Origin of the sequence: Thalassospira sp. CH_XMU1448-2 (assembly GCF_037027285.1) — a bacterium.
Classification (GTDB): domain Bacteria; phylum Pseudomonadota; class Alphaproteobacteria; order Rhodospirillales; family Thalassospiraceae; genus Thalassospira; species Thalassospira profundimaris_C.
In genome coordinates this window covers 1,073,557-1,090,958 of the sequence record NZ_JAYMEA010000002.1, presented here as the reverse complement: position 1 = coordinate 1,090,958, position 17,402 = coordinate 1,073,557, and the positions used below count along the sequence as shown (strand labels likewise).

Sequence of the window (17,402 nt, the reverse complement as noted above, 5' to 3'; positions counted from 1 at the left end):
CTTTTAAGCAATAAACCACACTTAGGGAGGAAATCGTGGTGAAATTCACAAAGCTTGCAGTTTCGACTGCAGCGCTTGGCGTTGCGCTTGGTCTTTCTTTTGCTGCCCATGCCGAAATGATGATTGGTTTTTCTCAGATCGGTTCTGAAAGCGGCTGGCGTACATCCGAAACCGCGTCGATCAAGGCTGAAGCCGAGAAACGCGGTATTGATCTGAAATTCTCGGATGCTCAGCAGAAGCAGGAAAACCAGATCAAGGCTGTTCGTTCATTCATCGCGCAGGGTGTTGACGGAATTCTTCTGGCTCCGGTGGTGGAAACCGGCTGGGACCAGGTTCTGAAAGAAGCAAAAGACGCCGGTATTCCGGTTGTTCTGGTTGACCGTGGCGTAGATGCCAGCGAAGACCTTTATCTGACCAAGGTCGCATCTGACTTTGTGGTCGAGGGTGCACTTGCTGCGGCTTGGTTGGCAACTGAAACCAACGCGGTTTGCGATGTTGTTGAACTGCAGGGAACTGTTGGTTCATCTGCTGCAAACGACCGTAAAGCCGGTTTTGAGTCGGTAATTTCCAACTTCCCGGGCATCAATATCATCCGTTCGCAGTCTGGTGACTTCACCCGCTCGGGCGGCAAGGAAGTCATGGAAAGCTTCCTGAAAGCTGAAAACGGCGGCAAGGACATCTGTGCTGTTTATGCACATAATGATGACATGGCGCTGGGTGCAGTCCAGGCGATTAAGGAAGCCGGCCTTAATCCGGGTGATGATATCAAGATCGTATCGATCGATGCGGTTCCTGATATCTTCAAGGCAATGGCCGATGGCGATACCAATGCTACCATCGAACTGAACCCGCATCTGGGTGGTCCGTCCTTTGATGCCATCAAGGCAGCCAAGGCCGGTCAGGAAGTTCCGAAATGGATCAAGGCAAATGGTCCGCTCTTCCTGCCTGATACCGCAGCAGAAGAATACAAAATGCGCAGCAAATAACAGCCTGACCCGGCATCATGAACGTGTTCGTGACGCCGGGGACGACTGGCTTGCCATTGCAATGACGTACCCCGGTCATGCCGGGGTGCGTCATGCTGTATCGGGATAAAAATCTGAATAACAGGGAGAGGGTGAGGCAATGACAGACACCGCACTTTCTGCAGGGACGGAAGATATCGTTCTTTCGGTGCGCGGTGCCGGAAAGTTCTTTCCCGGCGTCAAGGCGTTACAGGATGTCGATTTCGACCTGAAACGCGGCGAAATTCATGCCCTTCTTGGGGAAAACGGGGCAGGTAAATCCACCCTGATCAAAGTAATTACTGGGGTTCATCCCCGCGACGCCGGGGCGGTTATGCTCGACGGCGAGGAAATCCACCCGCAACATCCGGGCGATGCGCAGGGGTTGGGGATTTCGACAGTTTATCAGGAAGTCAATCTGGTGCCGACCTTGTCGGTTGCCGAAAACCTGATGCTTGAACGCCAGACACGAAAGTTTGGCCTGATTTCATGGAAAAAGACCGAGGCCGATGCCAGGGCGGCACTGGAGATACTTGGTCTTGATATTGATGTGAACCGGCCGCTTGGATCCTATTCGGTGGCGATCCAGCAGCTTGTTGCCATCGCACGCGCCGTGGCGCTGGATGCACGCGTTCTGATTTTGGATGAACCAACGGCATCGCTTGACGGTGAAGAAATCAAGACGCTGTTTCGCATCATGCGCGAGCTGCGCGACAAGGGACTGGGTATTGTCTTTGTGACCCATTTCCTGGATCAGGTCTATGCGGTTACGGATCGTATCACGGTTCTGCGCAACGGACGTCTGGTCGGAACATTTGTGACCAGTGAACTTGCACAGATTGATCTGATCAATCACATGCTTGGCCGTGAACTGGCCGAGGTCAGTGCCCATCGTCATCAGGATGAAGGTAACTATTCCGGGCCCAAACGCACCATTCAGATCAAGAATCTTGGCAAGAAGCGTGTGCTTGAACCGGTGTCCCTTGATCTTCAGGCCGGTGAAATCGTTGGTCTGGCAGGCCTTCTGGGATCCGGGCGAACCGAACTTTCCGAACTGATATTCGGAACGCAAAAGGCTGATAGTGGTCTTGTGTTCCTTGACGGGGAACCGGTGATGTTGCGATCCCCGCGTCATGCGATCCGGTCGGGCTTTGGCCTGTGTCCGGAAGACCGCAAACAGGATGGTATTGTAGCGGAACTGAGTGTGCGCGAAAATATTGTTCTGGCCCTTCAGGGGCGGCGTGGTTGGCTACGTCCGATCCCGCGCGCCGAGCAACAGAAATTTGCCGATGACATGATCAAGGCATTGGGCATTGCGACGCCAGACAGTGAAAAACCGGTCGGGCAGTTGAGTGGTGGCAACCAGCAAAAGGTCATTCTGGCGCGCTGGCTGGTGTCAAAACCGATCCTTCTGATCCTTGACGAACCGACCCGTGGCATTGATGTCGGTGCGCATGCCGACATCATCAAACTGATCAAGGAGCTTTGCGACGAAGGTCTGGCCTTGTTGGTCGCCTCAAGCGAGCTTGAAGAAATCGTCGCCTTTGCCGATCGCGTTGCAGTGATGCGTGATCGTGAAAAGGTTTCCGAACTGGTGGGTGCGGAAATCACCCAGAACAAGATCATCGAGGCAATTGCGCGATGACCAGTTTGCAAGACAAAAAAAAATTACGGGAAAGCAGCACCATGTCTGCATCTTCTTTGATAAGTCGGCCCTGGTTCGGCCCGGTCGCGGCACTGGTTCTGATTGTGCTGGGGATCGGGGTGATTTCGCCCGACTTCTTTAGTATCCGCATTGTTGACGGGCATCTTTATGGATCGCTGGTCGATGTCGTTCATCGTGGCGCGTCAACAGCACTTGTGGCTGTTGGCATGGCGATTGTCATCGGGACGCGCGGGATTGACCTTTCTGTGGGGTCGATCATTGCCATTTCCGGGGCGGTGATGGCGGTTCTGATCCGTGACACCGATTTGCATCCGGCAGTGATTATCCTGGCCGCACTTGGGGCCGGTGTGCTGTGTGGATTGTGGAACGGGGTACTTGTTGCGTTCCTTGATATTCAGCCGATTATTGCCACCCTGATCCTGATGGTCGCGGGGCGTGGTATTGCCCAGATGATCACCGGTGGTCAGATTGTGACCTTCCATGGTGAGTTTTTCGAGGCCATTGGCAGTGGCTATTTGCTGGGTATTCCCTGGCGCGTGATCATTGCGGCTGCGGTGATTGCCGCGATCTATTTCATCATGCGCAAGACGGCCCTTGGCCTGTTTGTTGAGTCGGTTGGTGGCAACGCACGCGCCAGCCGGGTTGCAGGCATTGATGCACGTGGCATCAAGCTGATGGCCTATGCGGCATCTGGCCTGTGTTCGGCCTTTGCCGGGATCATTATTGCGGCTGATATTCGCGGGGCGGATGCCAATAATGCCGGGCTTTGGCTTGAACTTGATGCGATCCTTGCCGTTGTGATTGGCGGTGCATCGCTGATGGGCGGCCGGTTCTTTATTGCCATGACGGTGATTGGTGTTCTGATCATTCAGGCCCTGACGACCGGCATTCTTCTGTCGGGCTTGCCGTCGCAATATACCCTGATCGTCAAGGCAGCAGTGGTGATGGTTGTGCTTCTTGTGCAGGCACCAAAATCGCGTCAACTGGTCGGGCAGGCGATGGAACGCTTGAAGCGGGGAAAAGCAGATGAAAATTAATGAACGTTTTTACCCGATCCTGGCGACGCTGGCGGTTCTGGCCTTGCTGTATGGTTACGGGATTTTTGAACATCGCGCCTTTTCCGATACCTATGTTCTGGGCGCACTTCTGACCGATAATGCCTTTTTGATCATTACCGCCGTGGGTATGACATTTGTCATTCTTTCGGGCGGGATTGACCTGTCTGTCGGGTCAATGATCGCCTTTATCGGGGTTCTGATGGCCGAACTGGTTACCGGGTTTGGCATGCATCCGCTGATGGCAGCGCTGATTTCGCTGATTGTTGGTGCGGCGTTCGGGGCTTTCATGGGCGTCATCATCGCCAAGTTCGATATTCAGCCCTTTATCATCACGCTTGCAGGCATGTTCTTTTTGCGCGGGGTCTGCTTCCTGATCAATCTGGATTCCGTTCCGATTGATCACCCGTTTGTTGCGGCTTTCAGTGGTTTCAAGGTCCAGCTGCCCGGCCGTGGCTGGTTGACAGCATCAGCACTTTTGATGCTGGCGACCGTGATTGGCGGGGTGGTCATTGCCCATTACACGCGATTTGGGCGCAATGTCTATGCGATTGGCGGCGACCGTCATTCGGCCGAGCTTCTGGGCATTCCGGTTCATAGCACCATCATTCGCGTTTACACCCTGTCGGGTTTCTTCAGTGCGCTTTCAGGTGTGGTCTTTGCGTTCTATACCGCATCGGCCTATCCGCTGGCAGCTGTCGGGGTCGAGCTTGACGCGATTGCCGCTGTGGTGATTGGCGGGACGCTTCTGACCGGCGGGATGGGCTTTGTGATGGGAACGTTCTTTGGCGGGATCATCATGGGGGTTATCCAGACCCTGATCGCCTTTGACGGATCGCTTAACAGCTGGTGGACCAAGATCATGATTGGTGCCTTGCTGTTTGGCTTTATCGTCCTGCAACGTCTGATCACCCGGTCCTTCTCGGGGATGCGGGCCGGGACGACGTGATCCGGATCGCAAGTCTGTATCCATATCCATGCAAACAGGCACCCATCGGGTGCCTGTTCTTTTATGTGCGATCCGGAACGCACAAACAAAAAATGCTGCGGTCATCGCGCAGCATTTTTATCGGGTGGAATGCAGCCGGTATTACAGCCCGATCTGGTCCCAGTCATGTTCGACCGACATGCCAAGTTGCTGGCGCAACTGGCGCATGGTGCCGCGCAGAAGGCGGCGCATGGCTTCGCGGGCGTCGCCCGGTTCTCGCTGGGCGATGGCCTTATAGACGGCCAGATGATCCGGAAGGGATTTGACATGGGCCTTTGGGCCGCCTGACGACAGGCGGAACGACCCGATGAGCGCCGTTTCGATCAACATGCCAAACGATTTCATGAAATCATTGCCCGACGCATCAAGGATCGCCTGATGAAAGGCAAGGTCGGTCATATAGACCGCGTCTGTACCCAGTTCGGCATTTTCCATGCCGGTATAGGCCGCTTCGATCAGGGCAAGCTGTTCTTCGGTCGCACGTTCGGCGGCCATGGCGGCGGTGTTCGGCTCGATAATCATGCGGGTTTCAAACAGGCCATAAAGGAATGCCGGGTCCGGGTCCGGGAAGTGCCAGGACAGAACATCGGGATCCAGCAGGTTCCAGCTTGAGCGTGGCTTGACGCGTGTACCGGTTTTGGGGCGGCTTTCGATCAGGCCCTTGGCCGATAGAATTTTGATCGCCTCGCGCAGGGCCGTGCGCGATACATCAAGGGATTCACTTAAGGCCGCCTCGGTCGGAAGCACATCACCCGGTGCCAGCTGGCCCGAAACAATCCGGGCTCCCAAATCGTGCGCAACAATGCTGTGCAGGCTGCGTTTGGCATAGGTTCTCGACATGGACGACATTAAATTCCCTCCGGCATGGCCTTATTGGTAAACAAAAAGGCAAAAGGCCCGCTTTGCAATTATTCATATAATATGAATTAATTTCGAGGGCAACTTATCTGACCCCATCAAGGCTTTGTGTTGCAAAGCATATAATTAATTCGGAGAGGGAGGAGGTCAGCCGAACGGGATGCCAAAGGTCACGAAGTTATAGACTACCATGCGGCAGATCGAAAGAACTCACTTCACCCGTTTGTCGCTTGACAGGCCCGGATATCCTGATCATTAATGTTATTGTATGAAGAATTAAAAAGCATAATTTTCAGGAGGAAGCATCATGAATACGAGCGGGGCGAAACAGCCGGACTGCTGAGCCCGATGCCAAACCGGTAAAAATTGCAGGCAGCAATCTGCCCTTCGGGGCTTTTGTCTTTTGCGCTGCACATATTCGGGATTGATGCAATTTCTGATAATTTTGAATAGAGAAACGGACCGTGCGGGGCGGAGTCCCTGTGTCCGGGCCGAAAGAGAAACAAAGAGAAACCAGACGACGGGAGAAGCAACGATCATGTCTGATCGCATGCCGACACACTATACCAGCCTTGAAGACAAGTCGGTGTTTATCACCGGTGGCGCATCGGGCATTGGCGAGGCGATTGTGACCGCCTTTGTTGAACAGGGCGCGAAAGTCGCCTTTGTCGACATCATGGAAGATGCGGGCGCAGCGCTTGTTGAAAAATTGTCAAAGGATGCGCGCAATGCGCCGGTCTTTATCAAATGCGACCTGACCGATGTTGACGCCTTGCGCGCGGCGATCGCCAGGGCAGCCGAGATCAATGGCCCGATCACCGGGCTTTTGAACAATGCGGCGAACGATACCCGTCATAAATGGCAGGACGTGACCCCGGAATACTGGGATGAACGCCAGGCAATCAATATTCGCCCGTCCTTCTTTGCCATTCAGGCCGTTGCCCCGATGATGCAGCAAAACGGTGGCGGCGCGATCATCAATTTCGGTTCTGTCAGCTGGATGATGGGGCAGGGCGGCATGCCCGGCTATACCACGGCCAAGGCAGCAACCCATGGCCTGACGCGCGGCATGGCGCGTGATCTGGGCAAGGATCATATCCGGGTCAATACGCTGGTTCCGGGCTGGGTCATGACCCAGCGCCAGCTTGATCTTTGGGTTGACGAGGCGGCCGAGCGCGAAATCGACGAGCGCCAGTGCCTTAAGAACAAGGTGATGCCACAGGATATCGCGCGCATGGCGCTGTTCCTGATTTCCGATGAAAGCCGGATGGTTACCGCCCAGAACTTTATCGTCGATGGTGGCTGGGTCTGATCACAGACCCGCCAGCACGACATTCACGCACAGACAAAGATCACTCGGGACGAATTTTCATGAGACTGGTTCAATACAAGGATACCGCTGGCGCCCAGCATGTTGCCGTTGTCGAAGATCAGGATACCCTGATTGCCCTGACCGGTGTTGCGACCACCCGCGAACTGGCGGGGATCGCGATTGCGCAAGGGGTCACCATGATCGAGGCCGCCAAGGCCCGCATGGGCGAGGAACGCCTCGACTATAATGCAATTGCATCCGAAGGCCGCCTTTTAGCGCCGATCACCCATGCCGATCCGGCACATTTTCTGGTGACGGGCACCGGCCTTACCCATCTGGGGTCGGCATCCGCACGTGCGAACATGCACAAGGCCGACAACAAGGCGGCTGACGAAACCGATTCCATGAAGATGTTCCGCATGGGGGTTGAGGGTGGCAAACCGGCCGCCGGTCAGAAGGGCGTTCAGCCCGAATGGTTCTATAAGGGCGATGGTTCGGTTGTTGCCAATCCGGGCGCGGATATTCCGAGCCCGTCCTTTGCCCTTGATGGCAGTGAAGAACCCGAAATTGCTGCGATCTATGTCATTGATCAGGATGGCAATCCGGTGCGTATCGGCTTCGCGATTGGTAACGAGTTTTCCGACCATGTCATGGAACGCCAGAACTATCTTTATCTGGCGCATTCAAAACTGCGCGCATGCTCGATGGGGCCGGAATTGCTGCTGGGCGATCTGCCCAGCCATGTCGAAGGCACCTCGCGCCTGTATCGTGATGGCAAGGTGATCTGGGAAAAGCCGTTCCTGAGCGGCGAAGACAATATGTCGCACAGCCTGGCTAACCTCGAATATCATCATTTCAAATATGACCTGTTCTGCCGTCCGGGCGATGTGCATGCGCATTTCTTTGGTACCGCGACGCTGTCCTTTGCCGATGGCATCAAAACGCAGGATGGCGATGAATTTGAAATCGAAGCTGCACCCTTCGGGCGTGCCATTCGCAACCGCCTGAAAGTTCAGGCGGAACGTCCGGTGGTGATCAAAACCATCTGATGTTTCGGGAATTCTCGTAATTCCAAGGGGCGTAAAAGCCTCGTCTCCCTCCGAACGACACGAACTCCCCCGGCGCAGCAATGTGCCGGGGTTTTCTTTTGCGCATCTTGGTACGTGCCAATGAATGTTGGGAGAAATGTCAAAGGGCAGCATTTGAAACGCTGCCCTTTGTTTTGATGTTTTGCGGTGGTGACGCGAAGCGGGGTCAGGTCTGTTCGCTTACGGCGGGGGCAGGGCGGAGCACCATGGTCACAACGATGGATGCAACGATCAGGACGGTGCCGCCAACGGCAAACACACCCATGGCACCCGTGAAATCGACCAGAAGTCCGCCAAGAACCGCACCGCTGGCAATTGCGGTCTGGAAGCCCGCGACAACAAGGCCGCCGCCGCTCTCGGCTTCGTCAGGAACCGTGCGGGTGATCCAGGTTGACCAGGCAACCGGGACGCCGCCAAATGCTGCACCCCAGATCGCAACAAGAACGATGGTCGGAGTGAGTGCGCCATTGATCATCACCATGCCAAGGGTCGCAAGCCCCATGACAAGCGGCATCAGGGCGATGGTCATGCGAAGCGAACGGGCGATCAGCGCCCCTGCCAGATGGGTGCCGATAAAATTGGCAAGCCCGAAGCCCAGCAGCACGCCGGAAACACCCGCCGTTGCCACACCCGTCACATTTTCAAGGAACGGCCGGACATAGGTGAACAGGGCAAAGTGACCGGTGATGATGATGACCAGTGAAAACAGGCCAAACTTCATGCCCGGACGATTGATCAGGTCAACAAGGGTGCGAAGTGACGCCCGTCCGCGCGGTGGCAGGGATGGCAGGGTGGCGAACTGCACGATAAAGGTGATCACACCAATGCCTGCGGCCAGCAGGAACACTGCGCGCCAGCTTATAATGTCGCCAAGGAAGCTGCCAACCGGGGCGGCAAAGACCGTGGCAGCAGAAACGCCACTGAACATGATGGCAAGGGCGCGCGGTACCTGTTTTTCAGGCACCAGTCGCATGATGGTGGCCGCCGACATGGTCCAGAAACCGCCAAGGGCAATGCCCAAAAGAACACGGCCGAGCAACAGGAAAGCAAAGCTTTCGGCCATGGCGACCATGACGCTTGAAATCACCAGCAAGATCGAGAAGCTCAGCAAGACATCGCGCCGGTCAAAACGGCGGGTCACGGTCGCAATCAGAAGGCTTGTGATCAGCGCGAGAAAGGCCGTGGCCGAAATGGCCTGTCCTGCCAGACCTTCGGAGACGTGAAGGTCGTATGCAATCGGGGTCAGCAGGCTGACCGGGAGGAATTCGGCTGTGACCAGTCCGAAGACCCCGAGTGTCATGGATATGACGGCAGCCCATGCGGCGGGCGCTGGCGCGACGGAGGGCGTCTGCGCGGGCCGGGTGCCTGATTGTGGTTCACTCATGGGGAAGTCCTTTGAGTTTGTGTTTTTGCGTTGCACCCAAAATAGTCTGGACCGCCCGGACGATCTATGACAGTTTGTCTGAATTGATTGATCAATCGTCCGGAATATCATGTCGCCCATCGCAAATACCGCATTTAACAGCCCGTCAGACCATATCGGAGGCCCTTTCAATGCGGCTGGTCACGACATGGTCAATGAGCTTCTTTCGGGGGTGCGCCTGCGCGGTCTTGACTATCGCCGGATCGAGATTTCGACCCCCTATGGCCTGCGCTTTGGCGAGGATGTCGATGATGGCCGTGCATGGTTTCATTTCATCGGGCAGGGCAATGTCCATCTGCGCACCAAAAGCGGGGCGGTCCATGTTCTGGGCTGTGGGGATGCGGTGTTGTTGCCCTGCGCGGGTATTCACGACCTTTACAGCGAAGATGGCGTTGCACTTCGCAGTGTGGATACCTTTGAAAAGGCACCTTTATGTGATGCGGCATCGGAAATCAGGGCTTGTGAGGCCGATGTTTGCCGGTCAAAGGACAACCTGATTTTCAGTTGTGCGATGGAGTTTGATCTGGGCTGGTTGCACCCGCTGGCCCATCTCAAGCCGGAACTGATGCATATCGAAACCGTACCCGATCATGATCCGCAAATCCCGGCGATCCTTGATGTCATGACAGCCGAACTTCGGGCAAAACGTCCGGGCTATGGCGTGATCCTGACCCGGCTTGCCGATGTTGTGGCCGCCGCCATTCTCAGGCGCTGGGTCGAGGCGGGCTGTGATGTGTGTGGCTGGGTCGAGGCAGTGCGTGATCCCAAGCTGGCAAGGCTTCTGGCGGCCCTTCACAAGGAACCGGGGCGGAACTGGTCGGTGGCCGATATGGCGTCTGAAATGGGGATGTCACGTTCGGTCTTTGCCGAACGGTTTGTTGAACTGACCAAGGCAACCCCGCAACAATATCTGACCAATCTGCGCATGCGTCTGGCCAGTCAGTGGATCGGGCGTGATAACCTGTCTCTGGACGAAGTTGCTGATCGGCTGGGTTATGCCTCGGTCGCGGCATTCAGCCGGGCATTCAAGCGCACCACGGGTATGTCACCCGGTGCGGTGCGCAGGGCAGATTATGCTGCCCTATAAAGGGTGGATTACGCTGCACCATAAAGGGCGTTACGGGCTGAAAGTGCGGCTGATTGCAGGTAGCCCAGATAAGATTTGCGGTTCTGATCAAGCGTTGCCGGTGACGCGCCAAATACCGACAGGGCCGATATCATCTTGCCATGCTGGGTCGTGATCGGAACGGCGATGGCGTAGATGTCATTTTCGCGTTCGCCATTGTTGGTGGAAAATCCCTGTGCGCGGATGGCCGCAAGTTCGGACTTCAGGGTGTCAAGATCGGTGATGGTGTGATCGGTCATGCCGGTCAGGGTGGCATTTTTGAAATAGCGGTCCTGATCTTCATCGCTCATATGGGCCAGCCACAATTTGCCATGGGCGGTGCAAAAGGCATCAAGTTTCGAACCAATCCGGATATCCACATAAAGCGGCCGGTCGGGCAGGGCCTTGGCGATGCAGATCGCCATATCGCGATCAAATTCGGTCGCCATGCAGGCCTCGCCGGTGTCACGCGCCAGCTGATCAAGGATTGGCTGCAGCAGGGTCGGCAGATTGCCGTCATGCAAAACCCGCTCGCCCAGATCGGCAAACATATATCCCAAACGGAAGACCCCGCGTGATGTGGCGCGAAGCGCACCGGCATGGACCAGCGTGTGCAAAAAGCGATGTGCGGTGATCATGTTGATGTCAAGCGCATCGGCGGTTTCCTTTGCGGTGAGTTCGGTCTTTCCCGCTGCAAACAGATCCAGAATTTTGAAGGCCTTAAGGACCGAACCGTTGAGCTGACTGGTCATGATGTTCCGCTGCCTGATGTAGTGGCTGGTGTGATTGGTGATAGTGCAAAGCTGATTGGCCGGATGTCATGCTTGACGACGCCCGGGTTTCAATAATAAACTATATTATAAATCATATTTCAAATATAGAAATATTGAGCGTAAAAAACAAGAGGCGTCTGATGACAAAAGATACGCATGAAACTTCCGGTCAAATCACCCTGACCGCCGGTGGGGCGGTCCTGGCCCGTATGAAGGCCATCGGGATTGATTATATTTTTGCCAATTCCGGCACCGATTTTCCGCCGATCATCGAGGGTCTGGCCGAAGCCGCAGCAAAGGATATCGATCTTCCCAATGCGCTGATCATGCCGCACGAAAATGCGGCGATGGGCATGGCGCATGGCTATTACCTTGCGACCGGGAAAACGCAGGCGGTCATGGCGCATACCAATGTCGGTCTTGCCAATTGTGCAATCGGGGCGATCAATGCCGCGACCGAACATGTGCCGGTCGTTCTGATGTCGGGCAGAACACCCGTGATGGAAAAAGGCCGTCTTGGCGCGCGCACCGTTCCGATTGGCTGGGGTCAGGAAATGCGCGATCAGGCAGCACTGGTGCGTGAAAGCTCCAAATGGGAATATGAACTGAAGTTCCCCGAACAGGTGCCCGAAGTCGTTGATCGTGCCTATGCCATCGCATCATCCGTGCCCAAGGGGCCGGTTTATGTCAGCCTGCCGCGTGAAGTTCTGTGCGAACCCTGCCCGGGCGACGAGATTGACGGGCCGCTTCGCATGCAGCCGGTCCCGGTTGCCCCGCCGCAAGCCAGTGTCGAGGCAGCCGCCGACATTATTGCCAATGCCAAAAACCCGGTGATCATTGCCCAGCGCGGGACAGGTACAGCCGAGGCCTTTGGTCGTTTGTCGGGCCTTGTGGATCAGTGGGGTATTCCGGTGGTGCAATACTGGGCGATCCAGCTTGCCATTGGCACCGAACATCCGATGTTTGCCGGGATGGATCCGGCACCCTGGCTTAAGGATGCCGATGCGGTGGTGGTGATTGATTGCCTGGCACCCTGGTCACCGGAAATTCATGCGTTGCGCCCGGATTGCAAGGTTGTGCAGATCGGTCAGAACCCGCTTTATTCGCGTTTCCCCGGCCGTAATTTTGCCGCCGACCTGTCGCTTGTGGGCGAAACCGGTGATGTGATCATGATGCTGGCAGAAGCCATGGATCGCCGTCATGCCGATCATGGGGCCGTTTGCGCCGATCGCCGTGGCAAGGTTGCCGCGATCAATGCCGAAACCCGCAAAAAGGCGCTGGCAGCCGCCGATGCCGGGGCGGTGGATCCGATGACCAAGGCCTATGTGTCGCGCTGCCTGTCCGAGGCGATTGCCGGGCGCTCGGCCACCGTGTTTTCCGAGCTTGGCTGCCCGCTTGAACCGCTTTCGCTTTCGGAACATAGCAGCTGGTATCAGGAACCGCATTCCGGTGGTCTTGGTTGGTCATTCCCGGCATCGATGGGCTATCAGCTTGCGGATAAGGACAAGCTGGTCGTCGCGACCATGGGCGATGGTTCCTACATGTTTGCCAACCCGACGGCGTGTCATCAGATCGCCGAGGCGCTTGAACTTCCGATCCTGATCCTTGTTCTCAATAACAATGAATGGGGCGCGGTGCGCCAGTCGGTGGCGGGGATGTATCCCAATGGCTATGCGGCCAAAACCAATGAGATGCCGCTGACCGCCCTTAAACCCAGCCCGGATTTCACCAAGGTTGCCGAAGCCAGCCGTGCCTGGGTGGCCAAGGCCAAGCGTCCCGAGGACCTTCCGGGTATTCTGCGCGATGCCATCAAACATATCGACACCAAGCGTACCCATGCGCTGGTCGAGGTAACGATTGCGCCGTAAGACCACAATGCCGTAACGGAAAAGAATGCGGGTGTCGTTTGATCGATGCCCGCATTTTTTATGATTTTGACCAGTCACCTGACTATGATCGGCTTTCATCGGACCAACGATAACGAACAACAGGTTGACGGGTATATGGAAAAGCCGATCAAAAGCAGTCGTGACAACAGTCATCAGAAAGGGGCAAAGCCGCCTGTTGATGTGCATGACGGTGTGCCGCTGCTTGATAGTGGCGTGAATTTCATTGGCGAGCAGGTTTCCTATCCATCGGGCAAGGCACGGATCAAATCAATGCTGGCAACGATGGAGCCGGGGCAGAAAACCGGATGGCACAAGCATGGTGTGCCGACCTATGGCTATATCCTTGAAGGCCAGATCACGGTTGATTACGGCGATCGGGGCAAAACAACCTATTTTGCGGGCGAGGGGGTGCTGGAGGCCATGGATTATTGGCATGAAGGGATCAACGATGGTGATGTTCCAGCCCGTGTGGTTGTTGTCTTCATGGGGGCAGAGGGGGCTGAGAACGTGATTTACAAACCCGACGCTGTTGCGGATTAGGTCTTTATTTTCCGGGCTGTCATGGTCGCCGGGTGATGATCCTGCTTGGTTTTTCGGCATGAAAAAATCCCTGCTTGCATCCTGTGCAGTTTCATTATTTCATTGGTTTAACCGTTTGAATTTCCTGCCCGGAAGGAGCCAGTATGAATCGTGTTGTCGGAACCTCGGGGCGGATTGCGTTTGCCAGCGCGATGCGCAACCTTCTTGCCGATGTGTATCCCGGACATGATCACGAAGCCCTGGTGTTGCGTGTTTTCGACGAGCTGGGCCTTCCGATTGAAGGAGACGGACCGGAGCCAAAGGAAGAATATCTGCGCAAATGGGATCAGCGTGATGCGTTTCTGATTACCTATGGCGACAGTATCCATCAGGATGGCAAAAAGGGCCTGCAAAGCCTTGGCGAATTTCATCGCAAGTGGCTTAAGGACTGGCTGACGGGCATTCACATCCTGCCATTCCATCCCTTTACGTCCGATGACGGTTTTTCCGTCAGTGATTTTGAACAGCTGCGTCCCGAACTTGGCGACTGGACCGATGTAGAGGAACTGTCAAAGCACGGAACCGTCATGGCCGATCTGGTGGCGAACCATATATCGGCATCGCACCCCTGGTATCAGCAGTTTCTGGCCGGTGAAAAGCCCGGCGTGGATTATATCAAAACCGCAAGCCCCGATGATGACCTTTCCGATGTGGTGCGCCCGCGCAGCCATGCGTTGCTGAATGATGTGGTGACCAGGGACGGTGAAAAGCATGTCTGGTGCACATTCAGCTATGATCAGGTCGATCTGGATTATGGCAATCCCGATGTGTTTTTTGAAATGCTGCGCGTGGTCCTGAATTACCTGAAACATGGTGTGCGCGTCGTGCGCCTTGATGCCATCGGCTTTATCTGGAAAGAGGCCGGGACGACGTCAATCAACCTTGATCAGACCCATAAACTGATCAAGGCGATGCGACTGGCCTGCAATGCGGTTCATCCCGATGTGCTTTTCATTACCGAAACCAACCTGCCGCTGCTTGAAAACCTGTCCTATTTCGGCAATCAGGATGAGGCGCATCTGATTTACAATTTCTCGCTGCCGCCGGTGATCATTCATGCATTGCTCAGCGGCCGGTCTGACTATATCCGCAAATGCATCATGGCGATGCCGCCCGCCCCGGCAGGATGTACCTTCTTTAACTTTACGGCCAGCCACGACGGTATTGGTCTGCGTCCGGCCGAGAACCTTATTCCTGATGAAGATATCGACGGGCTTCGCGAACATGCCCTTAGGATGGGCGGGCAGGTAAGCTATCGTGCGCTTAAGGGCGGTGGGCAGAAGCCCTATGAGCTGAACGTCACGCTATATAGCATGCTGGCTGAAAACTTTGCCGGAGAAGCCACCATGGGGCTTGAGCGCTTTGTGATGAGTCAGGCGATTGCCATGTCTCTGGAAGGCATTCCGGCCATCTATGTCCAGACCATCCTTGCCACCGAAAATGATCAGAAGGCCTATGAAGAGACCGGCATTCCGCGCCGTCTGAACCGCAAGGTCTGGCAACTTGTGGATGCCGAACGGGTCTTGTCCGAAGAAGGTCCGGCTAAATCGGCGTTTGATCAGCTACGCGCCCTGATGTCGATCCGCATGGGGCAACCGGCATTCCATCCCAATGCGACGCAATATACCCTTAATCTTGGCCCTGATCTTTTGGGGATATGGCGGCAGTCGCATCTTAATGAACAAAGTATTTTCTGTGTCTTTAACCTGACCGAAGAACCGCAGGCGCTTGATCTTTCGAAGATCAACCTGATCATGACAGAAGGCTGGCAGGATCTGATCACCCAGCAGGTGATCGAGGATTATGACGGCATCATGAAGCTCGCCCCCTATCAGATCGTCTGGATTTCCAATCTTGATGGCCGGAATCGCACCGAAAGCCGGTTGCTGCAACGCTATCGCGACGCGATGCCGGTTTAGGAAGCTACGTGAAACTGCCGGGGGATTTTCAGGTTTCTGCACCGTTTCAGAAGTTTTTACACAAATTTGACAGTGCTTTCGAGTTTGTCATTGCGTCGTGATTTGTGCTTTGCAAAAATTATGAGACATAGAGAAGACCTAGAGGGCATTTTACGCAATGGCGTATGCGCAGGAAGTTCTTATTCCGCAATTGCCCGATGATACAGACAGCCATGTCCGGGCATATTATGAGACATGGCGCGAGGCGGCCAGGAATGGCAGCGTGCCGGATCGCAGAGTGCTGACCAGTGACGTTTTGTCACCGTGGCTTGATGATATCTGTATCTATGAATATCTTCCCCAAAAGCGTGATTTTGTGATCCGCATTGATGCGCCCAATATCATTGCCGCCAGTGGCGAGACATATCTTGGCTGTTCGCCGCGCCAGATTGATCTCGACTTCGGGACGACCCTGCATGCGGTGTTGCTTGAAGTGATCGACAATGGCGCACCTGCCATACACAGGATCGGGTATGAACGCAGAGTATGGGAAGAATGGTTGCGACTTTTGTTGCCTGTGACAACTTCTGACCGTCAGGGTGGAGTAATCCATCAGGTGTTTGTCACCCATTTCCTGTATCGTGGCCATTAGCGAATATTTATTAGCCGTTACTTGTTTTGAAGCAAGGCTTTCCCACGTGAATAGTTGGGGGATATGCCATGACATCATCACGCGTGCTTGAATCATCGGATACCGAGCTGGAAGGTTTGCCAGATCACACGGATGCCAGGGTCATTTCTTTGGTAGATACCTGGTATGATGCGGTGATGCATGCTGGCGGGGAAGGTATCCCGACGCGTTCGATTTTAAGTGCAGAACGCCTGAGCCGGTGGCGTGATGACATCAGTATTTACGAGTATCTGCCAATCAAGAATGATTTTCTGATCAGGATTGATGCGCCGTCTTTCGTAGCCGCAAGTGGCGAAAGTTTTCAGGGCACGACCCCGCGTGAGATCGATCTGAAATATGGAACCTGCCTGATGGCGGCATTGTTGAAAACCCTGAATGAAAAGCGCCCGACATTTCATTATATTCAATTGGTCGGGCAATATGGAAAATGTCGGCAATGGTTGCGGGTTTTGCTACCTGCACGGACAACCGATCAGTGCGGCGACCCGATCTTTCAGGTTCTTGGCGCGCGATTTCCATGCGAGCCCATCCACGATAATTGACGGGTTAAGGATGACGACGCTTTACAGCTCACAGGAAAAAGAAGTGCCGTTGCAAACGCTTGCAGCGGATGCGCCGCGTCAGGCCCATGATCTGTTGTCCTTTTGGCTGCGCTTTGCCAAAGCCGGAAATATTCCCACGCGGGATGACTTTACCCCCGAAAACCTCGCGCCATGGATCAATGATATCAGCATTTATGAATATCACGCAGGCAAGGATGATTTTCAGATATTGCTGGAGGGGGAGAATATTGTTGCCCTGACCGGCGAGGATTGGCGTGGTGCTTTTGCCCGCGAGGTCGATTGCCATTTCTCGACCGCGCTGCATGCGTCGCTATCTTTGGCGCGCCTCACCGGACAGCCGCAAATCCATCAGTTGCAGATTTTTCAGAAGGAATGGCGAAGCGGTATCCGTCTTCTGTTGCCGGTATTGCTCAAAAAGAAAGGCCAGAAAGACATTATGCAGGTCTTTCTGGCCATATTCCCGATGAGCGAAATGCAATCGTAATTCGCACGATCCGTTTGATCGGAGTG

Annotated in this window: 16 protein-coding genes; 13 read left to right on the top strand and 3 right to left on the bottom strand. The window is 55.0% G+C overall.

The genetic code is table 11. From position 1 onward, the window contains the following. Nucleotides 1-38: 38 nt before the first annotated feature. The 4 genes from WA318_RS12435 to yjfF all read left to right on the top strand — a co-directional run bounded on the left by WA318_RS12435 (nt 39) and on the right by yjfF (nt 4,674). Nucleotides 39-986, top strand: a complete 948-nt coding sequence (locus tag WA318_RS12435) for an ABC transporter substrate-binding protein (protein ID WP_220150283.1) — start codon at nt 39-41, stop codon at nt 984-986. 139 nt (nt 987-1,125) lie between these two features. Beyond that, the gene (locus tag WA318_RS12430; RefSeq protein WP_336081441.1) at nt 1,126-2,649 is read left to right on the top strand and encodes a sugar ABC transporter ATP-binding protein; all 1,524 of its coding nucleotides are present in this window, start codon (nt 1,126-1,128) and stop codon (nt 2,647-2,649) included. Nucleotides 2,650-2,690: 41 nt separating this feature from the next. Beyond that, entirely contained in the window at nt 2,691-3,707 is a 1,017-nt protein-coding gene (locus tag WA318_RS12425) for an ABC transporter permease (protein WP_258548638.1), read from the top strand. Next, complete coding sequence (yjfF, locus tag WA318_RS12420; RefSeq protein WP_114097229.1) at nt 3,697-4,674, top strand: galactofuranose ABC transporter, permease protein YjfF; 978 nt, start codon at nt 3,697-3,699, stop codon at nt 4,672-4,674. Before WA318_RS12425 ends, yjfF begins: the two co-directional genes overlap by 11 nt. A 141-nt stretch (nt 4,675-4,815) precedes the next feature. Here the strand turns inward: yjfF and WA318_RS12415 are convergent, their stop codons facing one another. Beyond that, a complete protein-coding gene (locus WA318_RS12415; protein WP_114097230.1) occupies nt 4,816-5,562 on the bottom strand; it encodes a FadR/GntR family transcriptional regulator in 747 nt (248 codons plus the stop codon). A gap of 547 nt (nt 5,563-6,109) precedes the next feature. Here WA318_RS12415 and WA318_RS12410 point away from each other — a divergent pair. Next, nucleotides 6,110-6,883, top strand: coding sequence for an SDR family NAD(P)-dependent oxidoreductase (locus WA318_RS12410; RefSeq protein WP_114097231.1), 774 nt, complete (start codon nt 6,110-6,112; stop codon nt 6,881-6,883). Nucleotides 6,884-6,942: 59 nt separating this feature from the next. Further along, nucleotides 6,943-7,932, top strand: coding sequence for an AraD1 family protein (gene araD1 / locus WA318_RS12405; protein ID WP_114097232.1), 990 nt, complete (start codon nt 6,943-6,945; stop codon nt 7,930-7,932). Between the two features lie 205 nt (nt 7,933-8,137). Here the strand turns inward: araD1 and WA318_RS12400 are convergent, their stop codons facing one another. Further along, the gene (locus WA318_RS12400) at nt 8,138-9,355 is read right to left on the bottom strand and encodes an MFS transporter (RefSeq protein ID WP_336081433.1); all 1,218 of its coding nucleotides are present in this window, start codon (nt 9,353-9,355) and stop codon (nt 8,138-8,140) included. A 109-nt stretch (nt 9,356-9,464) separates the two neighbouring features. Between WA318_RS12400 and WA318_RS12395 the strand changes: the two genes are divergently transcribed. Continuing rightward, on the top strand, nt 9,465-10,481 hold the full coding sequence (locus WA318_RS12395; RefSeq protein ID WP_336081431.1) for an AraC family transcriptional regulator: 1,017 nt from the start codon (nt 9,465-9,467) through the stop codon (nt 10,479-10,481). A gap of 8 nt (nt 10,482-10,489) precedes the next feature. Here the strand turns inward: WA318_RS12395 and WA318_RS12390 are convergent, their stop codons facing one another. Beyond that, nucleotides 10,490-11,251, bottom strand: coding sequence for an IclR family transcriptional regulator (locus WA318_RS12390; RefSeq protein WP_336081430.1), 762 nt, complete (start codon nt 11,249-11,251; stop codon nt 10,490-10,492). Between the two features lie 161 nt (nt 11,252-11,412). On the opposite strand from WA318_RS12390, the gene WA318_RS12385 reads away from it, so the two are divergent. From WA318_RS12385 to WA318_RS12360, 6 genes are all read left to right on the top strand, one after another. After that, on the top strand, nt 11,413-13,140 hold the full coding sequence (locus WA318_RS12385; RefSeq protein ID WP_336081428.1) for a thiamine pyrophosphate-requiring protein: 1,728 nt from the start codon (nt 11,413-11,415) through the stop codon (nt 13,138-13,140). Nucleotides 13,141-13,224: 84 nt separating this feature from the next. Then, nucleotides 13,225-13,701 carry a cupin domain-containing protein gene (locus WA318_RS12380; RefSeq protein ID WP_181850166.1) on the top strand — a complete coding sequence of 159 codons (477 nt, stop codon included), beginning with the start codon at nt 13,225-13,227 and terminating at the stop codon, nt 13,699-13,701. Between the two features lie 143 nt (nt 13,702-13,844). Then, complete coding sequence (locus WA318_RS12375) at nt 13,845-15,659, top strand: alpha-amylase family glycosyl hydrolase (RefSeq protein ID WP_336081426.1); 1,815 nt, start codon at nt 13,845-13,847, stop codon at nt 15,657-15,659. A 157-nt stretch (nt 15,660-15,816) separates the two neighbouring features. Next, a complete protein-coding gene (locus WA318_RS12370; protein ID WP_336081423.1) occupies nt 15,817-16,290 on the top strand; it encodes a hypothetical protein in 474 nt (157 codons plus the stop codon). 68 nt (nt 16,291-16,358) lie between these two features. Further along, nucleotides 16,359-16,871, top strand: a complete 513-nt coding sequence (locus WA318_RS12365) for a hypothetical protein (RefSeq protein WP_114097240.1) — start codon at nt 16,359-16,361, stop codon at nt 16,869-16,871. Nucleotides 16,872-16,881: 10 nt separating this feature from the next. Then, the gene (locus WA318_RS12360; RefSeq protein WP_336081420.1) at nt 16,882-17,376 is read left to right on the top strand and encodes a hypothetical protein; all 495 of its coding nucleotides are present in this window, start codon (nt 16,882-16,884) and stop codon (nt 17,374-17,376) included. Nucleotides 17,377-17,402: the final 26 nt, after the last annotated feature.

Excerpts from the sequence above, each read along its gene's own strand:
- WA318_RS12430 (WP_336081441.1), top strand. The coding sequence starts at position 1,126 with ATGACAGACACCGCACTTTCTGCAGGGACGGAAGATATCGTTCTTTCG.
- WA318_RS12425 (WP_258548638.1), top strand. The coding sequence starts at position 2,691 with ATGTCTGCATCTTCTTTGATAAGTCGGCCCTGGTTCGGCCCGGTCGCG.
- yjfF (WP_114097229.1), top strand. The coding sequence starts at position 3,697 with ATGAAAATTAATGAACGTTTTTACCCGATCCTGGCGACGCTGGCGGTT.
- WA318_RS12415 (WP_114097230.1), bottom strand. The coding sequence starts at position 5,562 with ATGTCGTCCATGTCGAGAACCTATGCCAAACGCAGCCTGCACAGCATT.
- WA318_RS12410 (WP_114097231.1), top strand. The coding sequence starts at position 6,110 with ATGTCTGATCGCATGCCGACACACTATACCAGCCTTGAAGACAAGTCG.
- araD1 (WP_114097232.1), top strand. The coding sequence starts at position 6,943 with ATGAGACTGGTTCAATACAAGGATACCGCTGGCGCCCAGCATGTTGCC.
- WA318_RS12400 (WP_336081433.1), bottom strand. The coding sequence starts at position 9,355 with ATGAGTGAACCACAATCAGGCACCCGGCCCGCGCAGACGCCCTCCGTC.
- WA318_RS12395 (WP_336081431.1), top strand. The coding sequence starts at position 9,465 with ATGTCGCCCATCGCAAATACCGCATTTAACAGCCCGTCAGACCATATC.
- WA318_RS12390 (WP_336081430.1), bottom strand. The coding sequence starts at position 11,251 with ATGACCAGTCAGCTCAACGGTTCGGTCCTTAAGGCCTTCAAAATTCTG.
- WA318_RS12385 (WP_336081428.1), top strand. The coding sequence starts at position 11,413 with ATGACAAAAGATACGCATGAAACTTCCGGTCAAATCACCCTGACCGCC.
- WA318_RS12380 (WP_181850166.1), top strand. The coding sequence starts at position 13,225 with ATGATCGGCTTTCATCGGACCAACGATAACGAACAACAGGTTGACGGG.
- WA318_RS12375 (WP_336081426.1), top strand. The coding sequence starts at position 13,845 with ATGAATCGTGTTGTCGGAACCTCGGGGCGGATTGCGTTTGCCAGCGCG.
- WA318_RS12370 (WP_336081423.1), top strand. The coding sequence starts at position 15,817 with ATGGCGTATGCGCAGGAAGTTCTTATTCCGCAATTGCCCGATGATACA.
- WA318_RS12365 (WP_114097240.1), top strand. The coding sequence starts at position 16,359 with ATGACATCATCACGCGTGCTTGAATCATCGGATACCGAGCTGGAAGGT.
- WA318_RS12360 (WP_336081420.1), top strand. The coding sequence starts at position 16,882 with ATGACGACGCTTTACAGCTCACAGGAAAAAGAAGTGCCGTTGCAAACG.